The following is a 16,417-nucleotide window of genomic DNA, read 5'->3' on the forward strand; positions in this document are numbered from 1 at the left end:
TTTTTTCATAGCAAAAATAGCTCCATATTTTAATATAAACTCATTTAAAATAACAATAATTTAACTCTGCTTGTTAAATCTTTCTAGAATACTTTCATCTTCAATCTCTTTTGAAAGTGATTCGATTGTGCTATACGGAACTTCATAAAGGTCAAGAACAAGCAAGCCGTCTAAAGCGTCATTAAATTTTGGATCGATGTTGAAACCAATAATTTTTGCGTTAAGTTTGAGATACTTTTTTAGCAAAATAGGCATCTTGTTTTTATCTGGCTCAATATCACTTATATATTTGTCTATCTTACTCATATCATCTTTTGCCTTTTCAAGAATGATATTAGTGTCGAACTTCATATTTGGTTTAAAACGTGTTCGTGGTGTGATATATTTAGCCATGCTTTCATCGTAGTAGTACTCTTTTAGAAAGCTTGTAATCAAATCTTTACTAAATTTTGAAAATTGATTACTTATACTTACAGGTCCTATCAGATATCTATATTCGGGGTGTTTTAATAGAAAATATAAAATCCCTTTCCATAGCAAGAATAGTGGAAGGGGTTTACGTTGATACTTTTCAACAATAAACGAGCGACCTAATTCCAAACTCTGTTCCATTATTGGCAACATTTCCGAGTCGATTTTGAATAGAGCGCTCAGATAAAAGCCGTTAATACCGTATAGTTGTGTTATATCCTTGCCTCTACCAACACGGTATGCCCCAACAATGTTAGAATCTATCTCGTCCCAAATAAACAAGTGGTAGTAATATAAATCATACTCATCAATGTCGATGCTTGAGTTGGTGCCCTCTCCAACGGCTCGGAAAGTAATTTCTCGTAAACGTCCGATCTCTTTCAAGATATTTGGGATAAGGCTACTGGGTGTACAAAAAACAGTCATATCTCCACTTTGGAAAAGAGTATAATGTTTTCTAACCTGTTCAACCTCAGCTATCTGTACTTCTATTGGAATAGGCTCAACAATCTGTTCCGGAGTTTTTGATCTGCCTAAGCGTGGAACAAAGAATTTTTTCACATCTATTTTATTGTCCAAGGCGTAAGTTCTTGCACGTAAATATCGTCCATACTTTTCGTTATCAGTAAACTCTTCGGTCTCTTTTGGCAAAATAGGGCTTCCTATTCTTATCTGAATATTGCTGTTTCGTTTTGATATCAAATCTCCTGCAGAGCCTAATATTGGAGACATTGATCCAATAAGATGGAATAGGTTTCCGCTCGATCCACTGATATGTATTGGGATAACTGGAAGATCAACACTTCTGATAAATTTTATATACTCCTCGCGCCAACGCCTGTCTGTAATCCCTTTGGTATCAATGCTGTATGTGCTTACTCCGCCTGCCGGGAATATACACAGAGGATGTCCATTACTAAGGTGTATAAGTGCCTGTCTTATTTGTCCAATTGAGCTGATAAAAGGATTGGTGTTTTTTCCAGTTTTAAATTGAATCAGGTAATCTTTTACAATAGTTACCTTGTTTATTAAGTCGGTGGCAAATATTTTTACATCGTGGCGTTTTTTTGCTAATGTGTTTATCAGCAACAGTGCATCAATACCTCCAAATGGGTGATTGCTAACAACAATAAAACTGCCAGATTCAGGAATATTATCAAGCTCTTTTTCAGTAATTACGATATTTAGTCCCAATTCATCCAGAGTATCATTAATAAGCTTTTCGCTGTCGCGATTATCAGTTTTCTCTTTTGGGTGAACATCAATTATAAATCGAAATATTCTTTTCAGTAAAGCTTTTACCATTGTTCTTGATTAATTTTAGATTGTTTAACAATTGAATTAATAGAAAAATTAGTTAATTGTTTTGCTGTCAGATTGTTCGAGGTTGTCTTGTTTGTCGATTTTTAAATCAAACAAAGCCTCCATCTGCTCTTCAAGATTTATGAAATTAAGAACAGTATCCTGACGTTCGGTTACGGTGTTATCGGTACAAATTATAGTCCTTGATTTGAATTTGTTTAAAATAACCGTATCGTGTGTTGCCATGATTACTGTAGTACCTTCGTTTTTCAAATTTGTGAGTAAGTTCATAATATTCTCAGATGTATCAGTATCAAGGTTCCCCGTGGGTTCGTCTGCAAGTATAAGATCAGGATTATTAAGAATAGCTCTTGCTATTACTACGCTTTGTTGCTCGCCACCAGACAGTTCATGAGGCATTTTGTACCCTTTAAAACTCAGTCCTACGCGTTCAAGGACCTCATTTATACGTTTATCGATAAGCTTCTTTTTTGTCCAGCCAGTTGCTTTCAAGACAAATGATAGATTATCATGTACTGTTCTATCTGTAAGTAGTTGAAAATCTTGAAAAACAAATCCCATTTTTCTTCTCAAAAATGGAATCTCTTTCCTCTTTAGTTTGTCAATTTTGAAACCGCAAACGGTACCTGTACCAGATTTTAATGGAATTTCGCCATACAAAGCCTTAAGTAATGTCGATTTCCCTGAACCGGTTTTCCCGATTATATACAAAAGTTCGCCTTTTTTTACCGTTAAATTGACATTCCGTAAAACTGAGTACTCTTTGTGAGAGATGTCAACACTGTTTAATTCGCAAATTACATCCATTTATTCTCTTTTTTGACAAATATATCAATAAAACAAACCTTTACAAACCATTTTACCTGTTTATTTTTTTTGGATAACAAGTACTGTTTTTTTAGGCAAATTTAGATAATGTTTGTTATATTTGAGCGTTTTAGTACAAAGACGAATATGTACTTTAAGGACAGATATAATATCTATTCGTGTTTTTGCCTTTATATACTGTATTTTATAAATAAAACTTCAAAAAACACTTGATAAAAAGCGAATATGACAACAACTCAAAAGAATCCCATTTTTGCGATCAAGAATCTGCTTTTGTTAATAACTCTTTTTATTTATCCCTTTACAATCGTTTTTTCGCAAGACTACAGCTTAACGTTTGATCCCGAACGCGACTACAAGGAGGGATTGCGTCTTTTTAATGAAAAGCGTTATGCTTCTGCTCAGCAATATTTTGATAGGCTCAGTGATCGCGAACAAAGAGTAGGGTTTAGCGATATTTCATCAGATGCCGAATATTTTGGAGCTATTTGTGCTATTGAACTACACAACAAAGATGCCGCAGCCCGTATATTGAGATATATTGAAAATCATCCGGGCAGTCCACGAATAATGATGGCGCATTTTCAAATGGGACGACATTTGTATAGATTAAAAAACTATTCGGCAGCTGCAAAATGGTTCGACAAGGTTACGCGGCAAGATTTAGTTGAAGACCAATTAGCAGAGTTCTATTTCAAAAAAGGATACTGTGCATATATGACAGAAAATTATGTTTTGGCAAATAGAATGTTTTACGAACTTGTAGATAAGCCAAAATCAGATTTTTATGAACCAGCCCTCTATTACTATTCACATCTTGAGTACGAAAAGAAGAATTACCAAACAGCACTACAAGGGTTCGAGAGACTAACTGAAAGTCAGGTGTTTGGTAAATATATGCCATATTATATATCTCAGATATATTTTCTTCAAAAACGATATCAGGAGGTAATTGATTACGTTCCGCAACAAATTGATAAGGTTGATGATGAGCGCGTTCCGGAACTAAAACGAACTATTGGCGAGTCGTACTTTAGATTAGAGAAGTTCGATAGTGCAGTCCACTATCTTGAACAGTATAAAGAGGTCGCCGAAAGCTACGAAAGATATGATATTTATCAACTTGGATTCGCCCATTATAAAATCGGGAATTATGAGCAAGCAACAAAAAATCTAAGCATGGTAACAAACACTACCGATTCGTTGTCGCAAAATGCTTATTATCACTTAGGAGACAGTTATTTAAAATTAAATGATAAGAAAAATGCTCACTTAGCTTTTGGTAATGCCTGGCGTATGCCGTTTTTAAAAGATATCCAAGAAGATGCACTGTTTAACTATGCAAAACTAACTTACGAGCTTAGCTATGCCCCATTCAATGAGACAATTAGAAACTTTGAAACCTATCTTGAAATGTTCCCAAATTCGGGACGTAGAAATGAGGTTTACGACTATTTGGTAAAAGTTTATCTAACCGGACGAAACTACAAAGAAGCTCTCGCTTCATTAGATAGGATAAAAGATACGAATAGGATACTCGATAATGCCCGACAACGCACCACTTTCTATTACGGGATAGAGTTGTTTACTAATCAAAATCTCACCGAAGCTGCAAAAATGTTAGAGCAGTCAATTGCTTCCAAAGGCGATGATCATAAAATGAGAGCAATGACAAGTTATTGGTTAGCAGAGGTTTACAATCGTCAAAATAAATACAGTGCAGCGTTAAGCTCATACGATCAGTTTCTTACAACGCCCGGTGCATATAACACTAAAGAGTATAGACTAGCAAACTATAATATTGGTTATATCTACTTTAATAAAAAAGATTATAACAACGCAATCCATTGGCTAAAACTGTTTGCCGAAAGACCCATTGCCGACAAACGATTTGAAATTGATGCTTACCTAAGACTTGGTGATAGCTATTTTGCACAGAAACAGTATTCTCGCTCGGTTGAAAATTATGAAAAAGCAATTGTTGCAAGTGATGGTACAAGTGAATACGCTTATTTCCAGAAAGGTATATCTTATGGGTTGATTGAAAAACAGAAAGAAAAAATAGAAACACTAAACTATTTTTATACAAACAACAGATCAATTTATGCTGATGTTGCAATTTACGAAATTGCCAAAGCCTATACACGTATGGGTAATAACGAGAAAGCAATAGAGTCGTACCAATATATCGTAAATTCATTTCCCAATAGCTTGTTAAACGTAAAATCGCAGTTACAAAGCGGACTTTTAGCTTTTAATTCGGGCGAAAATCAACGTGCGGTAAACTATTTAAAACGTGTAATCGAGAATTATCCCGCAAGTCCCGAAGCTAACGAGGCAGCTGCAACATTGAAAAATGTCTATGTTGAAATGAACGATGTTGACAGCTATTTTTCCTATGCTAAAGCAATTAATCGAGATGTAAGCGCAATCGAAAAAGACTCGCTAACATTTATAACCGCTGAAAAAGCTTATTTGTCAAGTGATTACAATAAAGCAATATCAATGCTGACAGACTATTCTAAAAAGTATCCCAACGGAAAATTTCTGTCAAATTCCGAGTTCTACAGAGGAATGAGTGCATTAAAGATTAAGGATACAACAATGGCAATAGCTGCTTTTACTAAAGTTGCTGAGCTTCCAAGAAATATTTACTCAGTGCTTGCTGTGACAGAATTGTCGAGACTTTGCTATAGAACAGGCGATTACGCTTTAGCCATTAAATCATATGAAAAATTGATAGAGATAGCCGATGCAGAAGAGCTTCTTGCTGAGGGACATATCGGAATAATGCGCTGTAACTATAAGCTAAACAATTGGGACAAAGTTCCAGAGGCGGTCGAAGATGTTTTAAAATTGCCAGGTGTATCGCAAGAGATTCAAATTGAAGCTATATACTCTCGTGCTAAAGCCCTATACGCTATGAATAGCTATGGTAAAGCTTTGATAGATTTTAAGGAATTACAAGCAAATACTAGAACACCCGAAGGAGCAGAGGCAAGGTATATGGTAGCGCAAATATTACAAAAAACAGGTAAGCCCGACGATGCAGAAAAAGCAATTCTTGAATACATAAAAGTATCGACACCGCATTATAAGTGGTTAGGTGAGAGCTTCTTATTATTAGCAACAATTTTGAAAGATAAAGGCGATAATTTTCAAGCAAAAGCATATTTACAAAGCCTGTTAGATAGTTATCCTGATGATAACGATGGAGTGAAAGTCCGGGCTAATGAGATACTAAGCTCAATTTCAATGATTGAAAATGAACCCTTTGAAAAACAAGGCGAAGATGTTTTAATAGATGTACAGTAAAACTTTTCGAAAAATTATAAACGTATGAAAATTTACACCAAATCATTAATTAGCATATTGTTCGTAGCCGCTATATATACGTCAGCACAAGCCCAAGAGCCTAAAAAAGAGCAAACTAAAGAGGTAGTGGTTGAGAAAGAGTATGAACCAGTTGTTCGTGAAGCCGAACGCATTACGTTACTACCTGAATTTGAAGATACTGCAAAAGTTCAAATCGATTTTGATTATAATATAAGGTCTTCAGCTATGTACGGCAAATTTGCACCTCGAGCAATTAAGCCAGCTAAGCTTATGGGAGAACCTATCTATCCAATTGAGCATGCGTATATTTTGTTAGGAGTAGGAAATTATCTTTCCGGAATAGGTCAAGTTAGAGTAAATTCGTTGAGAAACCAAGAGCATCAATGGTTTGCAGGAGCTGATTTTTTTGGTTCATTTGGAAAAATCAAAGACCAGTGGAACCGTGATGTTAAACTAAACTCCACAGATACGGAAATATTGGCAAACGGGAAAAAGTTTTTCAAACGCTCAGCGCTGGAGGGCAATATACAATTCAACAATAATAGATGTAACTACTATGGTCAAGCCATTTCTCCCACTGAAATTACCATCCCCGACTCGCTACTAACAGATGATTATCAATCTGTTACCCGTTTTAATGCTGATATTTCGCTTTATAGTTTCGATCGTAGCAGCAAGAAAGCCAATTTCACTACTACGTTAACATTTAATCATTTACAAGCAAAAAATGATGTGGTTGAGGATAAGTTTGGTCTTAACGTTTATGTTGATAAATATTACGACAAGCAATTTCTTGGCATGGAGGCGAAATTCAAATACATTAACAATGAAAACCTGCCCGACACCATAAGTAACTTTTTTATAGATTTTAACCCTTGGTTGGGATTATTCGGGAAAACATGGCGTATCCAGGTGGGAGCCAACTCTACTTACAACGAGCATATTACAAAATACTATTTATATCCTAATGTTAAGCTACATTACAATATTGCGGCGTTTTTCTTGGTGCCTTATGTCGAGGTGACTGGGAATTACCAATTGAATACATTTGAGCGAATGGTTGATGAGAACTTTTTTATCAATCCACGGTTGTCGGTCGAACCCACAAATAATAAATTGATTGTTAACGGTGGGATAAGAGGTATGGTTAGTAGTCGTTTAGGTTTCAATGCTAATGCAACATATCAGAAAACAGCAAATCAATATTTTTACGTGCCCGACACATCAGACCTTCGCGGACGCTTCTTTACAGTTGAATATGACAATATGTCAATCTTTTCAGTAGGTGGCGAGCTTTCTTGGAAGCAGTCCGACCAATTAAATATTATTTTGCGTGGACAATATTCAACCTATACCCTCGATTCACTTGCAGCACCTTGGCACTTGCCACGTATTGTTGCAGACTTAACCGTCCGATATCGTTTGATAGAAAAATTGACACTCTCAAGTGACCTATTTTATCGTGGCGAAAGAACTGTCAAAAAAGTTGACGGAACACAGGGAGTTTTAGATCCTTTAGTCGATTTAAACATAATGGCAGAGTACCAGCTAAACCGTATTTTCGGGTTTTTCATCAAAGGATGCAATATTCTTAATCGTCGTCAGTATGTCTATGACAACTATCAAATGCATAGGTTGCATGTTTTGGCGGGGGCTAAGATACTATTTTAAAGTCAATTAGCAATGTGCAATGCTTGCACTCGGTCGCTGGCTTGTCGAAGTGAACAATTAACAATAACGAATTGAGAATAGAATAAGCTTCACAAAACACTAATGGCACACGCAATATACGTCGTATAGTGCCGTTAAAATCAAAAATTTTATATGCAAAAATTATATTCTATTTCCCTGTTTCTAATTTGCATTGCATTTTTTTCGTGTCGCGAATTAGTTACAGACCAATTTCCTCACTACGACCAGAAGCCAGTTGTAAACGCTGTAATAGTTGCAAATGATACCATGCTTGTACACTTATCATATGCAAGTAGTATTGGAATCGAGCCTTTGGCTGTAATTGAAAATGCAATAGTCGAAATATCAGATAGTTCGGGATATGCAGAGGTGTTGGATTATAGAGGTGACGGCATTTACAAGTCGCAAACAACGGCAGTGGCTGGAGCGACATACTATATTACTGTTAAAGTAGATGGCTTTGAGACCGTTACAGCTCAATGCACTGTTCCCAACGCAGAACAAATTGTGGACATTGTACACGTTGATATTGCAGGGGTGAATGACGAGGGAGCAACCTACCCCTCGGTTTCAGTTACATTTACTAACAATCCCACCGAGACACAATATTTCGAGATTGTTCTAAGGTTGTTAGAGTACGACAGCGAAAGACATGCCGAGCTTATAAACGTAACCGACCCTATAATAATGAACGAGGGAATTAATTTGGCAATGTTTAGTAATAGTATGTGTGTCGATTCTGTACATACGGTTACTCTTAACTATACGACTAACCATTTTAATATGAGCACTATGGAGCTATTTCCGCTTATCGTTGAGTTCAGAACCATTGATTTGTCGTACTATCAATATTGCAGACAGCTATACTTGTATCAATTGGGTCGATACCCTGAAGCTTTCTCAGGGAATGTAAGTCCCACCGGGCTTTATAGCAACGTGAAAAATGGTCTTGGAATATTTGGGGCTTATTCGGCAGTTGTTGCAGATACTATATTTCCAACCCACGATATAAGATAGAGTATGAAGCGTTTAGCAATACTATTAACTGTTATTTTACTCAAAACGCTTTCAGTGCAAGCGCAGAGCTCTGTACGATTATCGGGGATTGTGAAAGATGCATCCACAGGCGAAACTATTATAGGTGCTTATGTATCAGATACTGTGTTTAAAAAAATTACTGTTACCGACAATAACGGATATTTTAATTTAAGTGTAAAAACATCGTCAGTTGTAAGGATATCGTTTATTGGTTTTGCTGACAGTTTTTTGTTACCGCCATTTTTGACAGATACCATTGTATCAATAGAGTTGACGCCGGGACAGGAGCTTGCCGAGGTTGTAGTTGTAGAGTCACGGTATACGCAGTCTAATGTTGCGTCTTTGGGTAGGAGGGAGCTAACACTAATTCCTGCAATTGGCGGAAAACCTGATATTGCCAAAGGATTGCAACTTTTGCCTGGCATAGCAAGTCAAAATGAGGGGTCGAGCCTTTTGCTTGTGCGTGGTGGAGATCCCGGACAGAACCTTTATCATTTCGACAATGTACCGGTATTGTATGTGAACCATTTAGGAGGATTTATGTCGGTCTTTAACCCCGAAATAATCAATAATATAGATGTTTACAAAGGCGGTTTTCCTGCGCGATACGGTGGCAGGCTCTCTTCGGTTGTTGATATAATTCAGCGCGAGGGCAGTAATGTCGGACATAAGGGATCGTTTGGGATAGGGATTACAGATTTAAACTTTTCAGTCGAGGGACCAGGATTTACAAAACGGACAAGCTATATTATCACAGGGCGAAAAACTATGATTGACCCGTTGATGTATGCGGCAAGTAGATTTTTTGAAAACGAATATCGAGTTATGTACGGATTTCACGATTTGAATGCCAAATATACGTGGAAGCCGACCGAAAAGACATCACTAAGTTTTAATTTTTATCAGGGTGATGACTATATCGTGTACTGGAGGAACAACGATTATTCCAGATACAAGGAAAAACACAACAACGTTAATGTTTGGGGAAATATTCTCACTTCGGCAAACCTAAAGCATGTTGCAACACCACGACTTTATGTCACTGCGGCAGCGCACTACAGTCGATATCGAATAAAAAATCGTACAAAGTATGAATTTAGTGGAGCAGAGGAGTCGCTGTCGATAGATAAAACGCAACTATCTAATGTACAAGACGTTGGCTTGCGTTTTTCTGCCGACTACAGTCTTACATCTTTTTGGAAAATTGAGGCAGGTAGCAATGTGTCGTATTTTAACCATTTGCCAAGTGCTCTTTATCAAGGAAGTAGAAGAAATTTGGTACAGTCGGGCAGTATAGAGTCGTTCGAAGCCGTATTATTTGCAAACAATAAGCTCTTTATACTTGAGAAAACTGAGCTAAATCTAGGACTCCGCCAGACAAACTATTTTGCTAAACGTTATAGCGATAATCAGTTTGAACCACGTCTTACAATTTCGTCCGAACTGTTTAAGAATAACAGACTTAACGCCAGCTATATGTGGGTTCATCAAAATGCACATTTAATGTTAACGTCTGGTAGCATAGCTAATAGCGAGATATGGATTCCTGGCACGTCCGCTACCCCGGGAGCTGAATCACAGCAATATACGGTTGGTTGGAACAGCATATTTTTGAAAAACAGATACAGTTTTGATATAACGCTGTATTACAAGACATTAAGCAATTTAGCAACCTACAAAGAGGGATACAGTAACTTTTGGGGCGATACGGATTGGCAATCGAAAATAGAATCTGGTGGCGTGGGAGAATCCAAAGGGGTTGAGGTACTTCTAAGAAAAAACAGCGGTACGCTGACAGGATTTTTATCCTACACCTATTCGCTGACAAATCGTAAATATCCTAACATAAACAACGGAAAACCATATATTTACGATTACGACCGTCCGCACTCGTTGTCAATTTCAGCAATCTATAAGTTTAACGAAAAATTGTCACTGTCGGCCACATGGGTCTATCAAACCGGATTGCCATATACGCCGGCAATTGGGCGACAAATTGTTATCGCGCCAAATGCGAATGGAGAAGGCGAACACCTATATTACGAAGCCCTGATTTTTGGAGAGCGAAACAGCGCACGAATGAGTGATTATCATCGTTTGGACGTAGCTCTAAACCTCAAAAAACAGTCAAAAAAGGGTCGTTTAGTTGAGTGGACATTCTCTGTTTACAATCTTTACAACAGACGAAACGCATTCTATTATTACTATAACGATAATGCAACAGGTGAAATTCATCGCCCCGATTTAGGAAACGAATTTAAGCCAATGGCTCTGTATAAAATGTCGCTTTTCCCGATAATGCCATCTTTTTCGTACAAAATTTATTTCGATGGTCAAAATAGAGATAAGCGAAAAACGCAACCATTTAAACAGAGATTTAAAAACTGGTTGGAGCACAAATAAAACGTAATACATAAACCTAAATAATTAAATTCATGAGAACAAAACTAACCCTCCTTCTTATTTGTTTTACGATATTGGGTATAGAAAAGGCTTCATCGCAAAATTCCTATATCAAGGATAGGTTAAACTTAAAAATCGGTTATTCGCGATATAATGAGGGATATTCTTCAACTTTAGACGGTCCTGGAAAAAGGACTTCTCATATCAGATTTGAGGGCAATTACGGATTTCATAATTTGTTGGAAGGTGGTATTTATGCAGGGCTTTCAAGGTTTAAAGTTTTTCATTTCGTACCGCCTGATACCATACACATCAATGATTCTGTCTTTATTGATTACTCAAATTCCGTTGTTAAAGATTGCATAGTACTTTTTTATGGAGTGGGTCTTAATTTTCATATCCTTCCTCTTTTCGTTAAAAGTGAGCAATTTAGGATAGATACGTATGCAACTGTAAAATTTGGAGATATGTTTTTCCCAACCGTGAGAGCAAGCGGTTTCAAAAGACATCAAATCGAATACGGCGCAGGTCTTGGGCTTGCGCTCTACACCTGGCAACGAGTAGGTTTCTTTGCCGAATATACGGCCGGGAAATATTATAATAATTCGAATACTAATTTACGTTTTGGCTTGAGTTTCAAGATTTACAAAGATAAAGAATAGTTATTAGGTTGAAAATCATAACACTGTAGAGACGTCACATCGTGGCGTCTCTTTTTCCCTTCTTAATCTCTCTTAATTCGTTAATGGTTTAAAACCAGTAACGCTCTAATTTATTACTTTGTTAATTTTATTCATAAATAGCTTAACAAAATTAAACAATAATTTAATTTTATTAAAAAATGTATTATCTTTGTAGCATTATTAATAAAAAAAATAAAATTATGTTACCTACATCTTGTCCGAGTTGTCAAGCACAGCTAAAAGTAATGGCTTTGAAATGCGAGAGTTGTCAGACAGAAGTTTCTGGACTGTACGAACTTCCGGTACTACTCCGTCTTTCAGAAGAGGAGTTGCAGTTTATTCTCCGCTTTGTGAAGAACAGCGGAAGTCTAAAAGATATGTCGGCGGAGCTCAAACTGAGTTATCCTACCGTGCGAAATATGTTAAATGAAATCATTCAAAAAATTCAAAATTATGAAGAAAAGAACTAACAATTGGAGCTTAATTTGGAACCCATTTACACGCATTGCTGGTTGGCAGGCTTTTGGCGTGGGAATAGTTATTGTAGTTATATCGGCGGTGCTGGCAAGCTACGGCAATCTGGTTTTTGATGGTGCTGTTGACGCTCATTTCGGAAGCAATGTCGGAGTTGCTAAATCGCTTATAATTACAGGCATAAGTCTGTTTTCTGTTGTGCTCACAATGTACGTTGTTGGGATAATTATTTCAAAAAACTTTAGGTTTGTTGATATTTTAGGCACAATGACGCTTGCTCGAGCACCATATCTATTGTTAGCGGTTTTAGCACCGTTTGCTACTTTACCTGATGTGGAGCAAATGCTTCAAAATCCAATGATTGTACTTGAATATCCCTCCATTATAATAATTGTAATAATTTCCGTACCGATTATTGTTTGGAGCATTGCGTTAATGTACAACGGGTTAAAAGTTTCTACAGGAACAAAAGGCATGAAGCTAACGGTTGGCTTTATTATTGGAGTCCTTGTGGCTGAAATTATTTCTAAACTATTTATTCACTTAATCTTATAATAATTATGACACGTTTAATATCAATATTCACACTTTTATTAATCGCACTTTCATCTTGTAGTAAATCTACTCAAGAAATTACCGGAAAATGGAGTGGTGCGTTAAATGTTCAGGGAATGCAATTAAGACTTGTTTTAAATATCGAAAAATCGGAAGCAGGCTACAAATCTACCATGGATAGTCCTAACCAAGGGGCTTATGGCATAGAGTGCAACGAAACAAGCTTTGCAAGTAATGTGCTGAAAGTTAAGATTAGTTCCATTGGAGCGAGTTATGAAGGCACACTAAAAAAAGATAGCATTATCGGTACTTTCACTCAAATGGGAATGAAATTTCCACTCAATTTGAGTCGCGATGAGATTGAAAAAGTGGAACAAAAACGCCCGCAAGAGCCAAAACCGCCATTTCCTTACTACATCGAAGATGTAAAGTTTGAAAACAAAAAAGATGGAAACACACTTGCAGGCACGCTGACCTTGCCAAGTGAGAATGGGGAATACCCTGTAGTAGTGCTTATCTCGGGTAGCGGACCGCAAAATCGCGATGAGGAGTTAATGGGACATAAACCCTTTTTGGTAATTGCCGACTATTTGACTCGAAACGGAATAGGAGTACTTCGCTACGACGACCGTGGAACAGCACAATCGACTGGAGATTTCAACAAAGCAACAACGCTCGATTTGGCAAACGATGCCGAAAGTGCTGTAAGCTATCTGCTTGGTAGAAAAGAGGTTGACAAAACGAAAATTGGTTTAATGGGACACAGTGAGGGAGGAATTATTGCCCCTATAGTAGCAGCGAGAAACGAAAATGTTTCATTCATAGTCCTGCTTGCAGGAACAGGCGTGCGTGGTGACCAACTGCTTTTAATGCAGCAACGAGCTATTTCTAAGGCTTCGGGCTTACCTGAAACGATGTTTTTAGAAAACGAAAAAATGAATATATCTCTGTATGAGCATATTATTAACACTTCTGACACAATAAACTTGCGAGCCGAGCTAACTGAAATAATGGAAAATAGTTTCAGTAATAGTACAGTATTAACGGCACAAATGACTACTGAGCAAAAGGACGGACTGGTAAAAGTAACTGTTAATCAACTTGTTTCGCCTTGGATGTACTATTTTATCAAGTATGACCCTTATCCTATGTTGAAAAAGGTTAAATGTTCTACATTGGCTCTCAATGGTACAAATGACTTGCAAGTTCCTGCAAACGAAAACCTTACTGCAATTAAAAAAGCATTTGCAGAGAGCGGAAATAACAATCTTACAGTCATAGAGTTAGAGGGATTAAACCATCTTTTTCAAGAGAGTAAAACAGGACTTCCTACCGAGTATGGCGAAATTGAGCAAACGTTCTCGCCTAAAGCGTTGGAGGAGATTTTGAAATGGATAAAAGAGAGATAACACGTATATTTAATACTCTTTTATATTGATATTAAGCACTATACATTGCAATTAAATTGTTTATAAAATGTGAACAAAACTCCCGTTTTTGTTGTGATTTTCTTCTGTAAAGTGGCTCTTTTTTTGTATCTTTGTTAGTTGCTAAAAAGCAGCTATAACAACATTTTTTTCAAATATATTTCTATGACAGATCAAGAAAAATTTAACAAATCAAAAGAGTATTCAGCTGACAGTATTCAGGTTTTAGAAGGATTAGAAGCAGTAAGAAAGCGCCCAGCAATGTATATTGGCGATACAGGAGTAAAAGGGCTACACCACTTAGTATATGAAGTAGTTGATAACTCCATTGACGAAGCACTCGCCGGATTTTGTACAAATATTGATGTTACTATAAATGAAGACAATAGCATAACTGTTGTAGATAACGGTCGAGGCATTCCAGTTGCTACGCTTGCCAAAGAAAACAGGTCGGCACTTGAAGTAGTTATGACTGTTTTACACGCAGGAGGAAAGTTTGATAAACAATCTTATAAAGTATCTGGAGGTCTTCACGGGGTGGGTGTTTCTTGCGTTAATGCACTCTCTTCATGGATGAAAGTTGAAGTGCATCGAGAAGGAAAATTATGGGTACAGGAGTATGAAAAAGGAAAACCAATGTACTCAGTAAAGCCCGTAGCAGATTCCAATAAAACAGGCACAATAGTAACTTTTATTCCCGATAACACAATTTTTGTTGTGAGTGAATATAATTACGAGATACTTCAGTCACGTTTACGCGAATTGTCATTCCTCAATGCAGGAATCAAACTCACTTTAACTGATAGACGCGAAAAAGACGATGATGGTAAATTTATTTCAGAAATCTTTTATTCAGAAAATGGTTTAGAAGAATTTGTCCGTTTTCTCGATGGAAATCGAGAATCATTAATAGAAAATGTGATTAATATTTCAACTGAAAAATCTTCTGTACCCGTAGAAATCGCACTGCTTTACAATAATACTTATACTGAGAACGTACACTCATACGTTAATAATATCAACACAATTGAGGGTGGAACCCACTTAACAGGTTTCAGACGCGGATTAACAAGAACCCTAAAAGCTTATGCCGAAAAATCCGGTCTGTTAGATAAAGTTAAGTTTGATATATCTGGTGATGATTTTCGTGAAGGTTTAACAGCCGTACTCTCTGTTAAAGTCGCAGAGCCACAGTTCGAGGGACAAACAAAAACAAAATTAGGAAATGGTGAAATTAGTACTCCAGTAGATCAGGCAGTTAGTGAAATGTTGACCTACTATTTAGAGGAACACCCCAGAGACGCTAAAAATATTGTAAACAAAGTTATATTGGCTGCATCGGCACGACACGCTGCACGGAAAGCTCGCGAGTTGGTTTTGCGCAAATCTCCACTTACAGGAGGAGGATTGCCCGGTAAATTAGCTGACTGTTCTGACCGCGATCCTGAAAAATGCGAATTATTTCTTGTCGAAGGTGATTCCGCAGGAGGAACAGCAAAACAAGGTCGCAACAGACAATTTCAGGCTATTCTTCCACTGCGCGGAAAAATTCTGAATGTCGAAAAAGCAATGCAGCATAAGATTTTCGATAGCGAAGAGATTAAAAATATTTTTACTGCACTTGGTGTACAATTAGGAACAGCCGAGGATTCTAAAGCTTTGGATCTTGAAAAACTGCGCTACCATAAAGTAATTATAATGTGTGATGCCGATGTTGATGGTTCGCATATTTCAACTTTAATTATGACTTTCTTTTTCCGTTACATGAACGAATTGATAAATCGAGGACACCTCTATATTGCTACACCTCCTTTATATCTGATGAAAAAAGGAAAAGTTGAACAGTATTGTTGGACTGAGGAGCAACGCGCTCGTTTTGTTCTTGAATATGGTGGAGGCAATGAAGGTTCAGTCTCTATCCAGCGTTACAAAGGTTTGGGAGAAATGAACGCCGATCAACTGTGGGAAACAACTATGAATCCTGAAAAACGCACATTGAGACAAGTTACTATCGAAAATGCAGCCGAAGCCGACCGTATTTTCAGCATGCTTATGGGTGATGATGTGCCTTTGCGCCGGGAATTTATTGAAAGACACGCTAAATATGCAAAAATAGACGCGTAATTGCAATTAGCAATTAGCAATGTGCAATTAATAATTAAAAAATTGGTAGTCAATATATTGTAG

11 protein-coding genes are annotated in these 16,417 nt (G+C 37.1%); 9 read left to right on the forward strand and 2 right to left on the reverse strand.

Going from position 1 to position 16,417, the window contains the following annotated elements; genetic code table 11:
- Positions 1–60 precede the first annotated feature (60 nt).
- On the reverse strand, positions 61–1,776 hold the full coding sequence (locus GX311_05660) for a GNAT family N-acetyltransferase (GenBank protein ID NLK15867.1): 1,716 nt from the start codon (positions 1,774–1,776) through the stop codon (positions 61–63).
- Positions 1,777–1,824: 48 nt separating this feature from the next.
- A complete protein-coding gene (locus GX311_05665) occupies positions 1,825–2,601 on the reverse strand; it encodes an ATP-binding cassette domain-containing protein (GenBank protein NLK15868.1) in 777 nt (258 codons plus the stop codon).
- 246 nt (positions 2,602–2,847) lie between these two features.
- On the opposite strand from GX311_05665, the gene GX311_05670 reads away from it, so the two are divergent.
- From GX311_05670 to gyrB, 9 genes are all read left to right on the forward strand, one after another.
- Positions 2,848–5,937 carry a tetratricopeptide repeat protein gene (locus GX311_05670; GenBank protein ID NLK15869.1) on the forward strand — a complete coding sequence of 1,030 codons (3,090 nt, stop codon included), beginning with the start codon at positions 2,848–2,850 and terminating at the stop codon, positions 5,935–5,937.
- A 24-nt stretch (positions 5,938–5,961) separates the two neighbouring features.
- Positions 5,962–7,629 (forward strand): hypothetical protein, encoded by a 1,668-nt coding sequence (locus GX311_05675; protein ID NLK15870.1) that lies wholly within the window; start codon positions 5,962–5,964, stop codon positions 7,627–7,629.
- Between the two features lie 153 nt (positions 7,630–7,782).
- A complete protein-coding gene (locus tag GX311_05680; GenBank protein ID NLK15871.1) occupies positions 7,783–8,667 on the forward strand; it encodes a DUF4249 domain-containing protein in 885 nt (294 codons plus the stop codon).
- A 3-nt stretch (positions 8,668–8,670) separates the two neighbouring features.
- Positions 8,671–11,091: a TonB-dependent receptor gene (locus GX311_05685; GenBank protein ID NLK15872.1), complete on the forward strand. Its 2,421-nt coding sequence runs from the start codon at positions 8,671–8,673 to the stop codon at positions 11,089–11,091.
- Between the two features lie 32 nt (positions 11,092–11,123).
- Positions 11,124–11,753, forward strand: coding sequence for a hypothetical protein (locus GX311_05690; GenBank protein NLK15873.1), 630 nt, complete (start codon positions 11,124–11,126; stop codon positions 11,751–11,753).
- A 221-nt stretch (positions 11,754–11,974) separates the two neighbouring features.
- Positions 11,975–12,244, forward strand: a complete 270-nt coding sequence (locus GX311_05695; protein ID NLK15874.1) for a DUF2089 domain-containing protein — start codon at positions 11,975–11,977, stop codon at positions 12,242–12,244.
- Positions 12,228–12,803 (forward strand): hypothetical protein, encoded by a 576-nt coding sequence (locus GX311_05700; GenBank protein NLK15875.1) that lies wholly within the window; start codon positions 12,228–12,230, stop codon positions 12,801–12,803. Before GX311_05695 ends, GX311_05700 begins: the two co-directional genes overlap by 17 nt.
- Positions 12,804–12,808: 5 nt before the next feature.
- Positions 12,809–14,212: an alpha/beta hydrolase gene (locus tag GX311_05705; GenBank protein ID NLK15876.1), complete on the forward strand. Its 1,404-nt coding sequence runs from the start codon at positions 12,809–12,811 to the stop codon at positions 14,210–14,212.
- 183 nt (positions 14,213–14,395) lie between these two features.
- A complete protein-coding gene (gene gyrB, locus GX311_05710) occupies positions 14,396–16,354 on the forward strand; it encodes a DNA topoisomerase (ATP-hydrolyzing) subunit B (protein NLK15877.1) in 1,959 nt (652 codons plus the stop codon).
- The last annotated feature ends 63 nt before the right edge of the window (positions 16,355–16,417 follow it).

The organism is Bacteroidales bacterium, from assembly GCA_012519055.1.
GTDB lineage: Bacteria > Bacteroidota > Bacteroidia > Bacteroidales > Salinivirgaceae > JAAYQU01.

Bases quoted from the DNA above. Each gene is read 5' to 3' on its own strand.
- GX311_05685 (NLK15872.1), top strand. From the start codon at position 8,671: ATGAAGCGTTTAGCAATACTATTAACTGTTATTTTACTCAAAACGCTT.
- GX311_05665 (NLK15868.1), bottom strand. From the start codon at position 2,601: ATGGATGTAATTTGCGAATTAAACAGTGTTGACATCTCTCACAAAGAG.
- gyrB (NLK15877.1), top strand. From the start codon at position 14,396: ATGACAGATCAAGAAAAATTTAACAAATCAAAAGAGTATTCAGCTGAC.
- GX311_05705 (NLK15876.1), top strand. From the start codon at position 12,809: ATGACACGTTTAATATCAATATTCACACTTTTATTAATCGCACTTTCA.
- GX311_05690 (NLK15873.1), top strand. From the start codon at position 11,124: ATGAGAACAAAACTAACCCTCCTTCTTATTTGTTTTACGATATTGGGT.
- GX311_05660 (NLK15867.1), bottom strand. From the start codon at position 1,776: ATGGTAAAAGCTTTACTGAAAAGAATATTTCGATTTATAATTGATGTT.
- GX311_05695 (NLK15874.1), top strand. From the start codon at position 11,975: ATGTTACCTACATCTTGTCCGAGTTGTCAAGCACAGCTAAAAGTAATG.
- GX311_05680 (NLK15871.1), top strand. From the start codon at position 7,783: ATGCAAAAATTATATTCTATTTCCCTGTTTCTAATTTGCATTGCATTT.
- GX311_05670 (NLK15869.1), top strand. From the start codon at position 2,848: ATGACAACAACTCAAAAGAATCCCATTTTTGCGATCAAGAATCTGCTT.
- GX311_05700 (NLK15875.1), top strand. From the start codon at position 12,228: ATGAAGAAAAGAACTAACAATTGGAGCTTAATTTGGAACCCATTTACA.
- GX311_05675 (NLK15870.1), top strand. From the start codon at position 5,962: ATGAAAATTTACACCAAATCATTAATTAGCATATTGTTCGTAGCCGCT.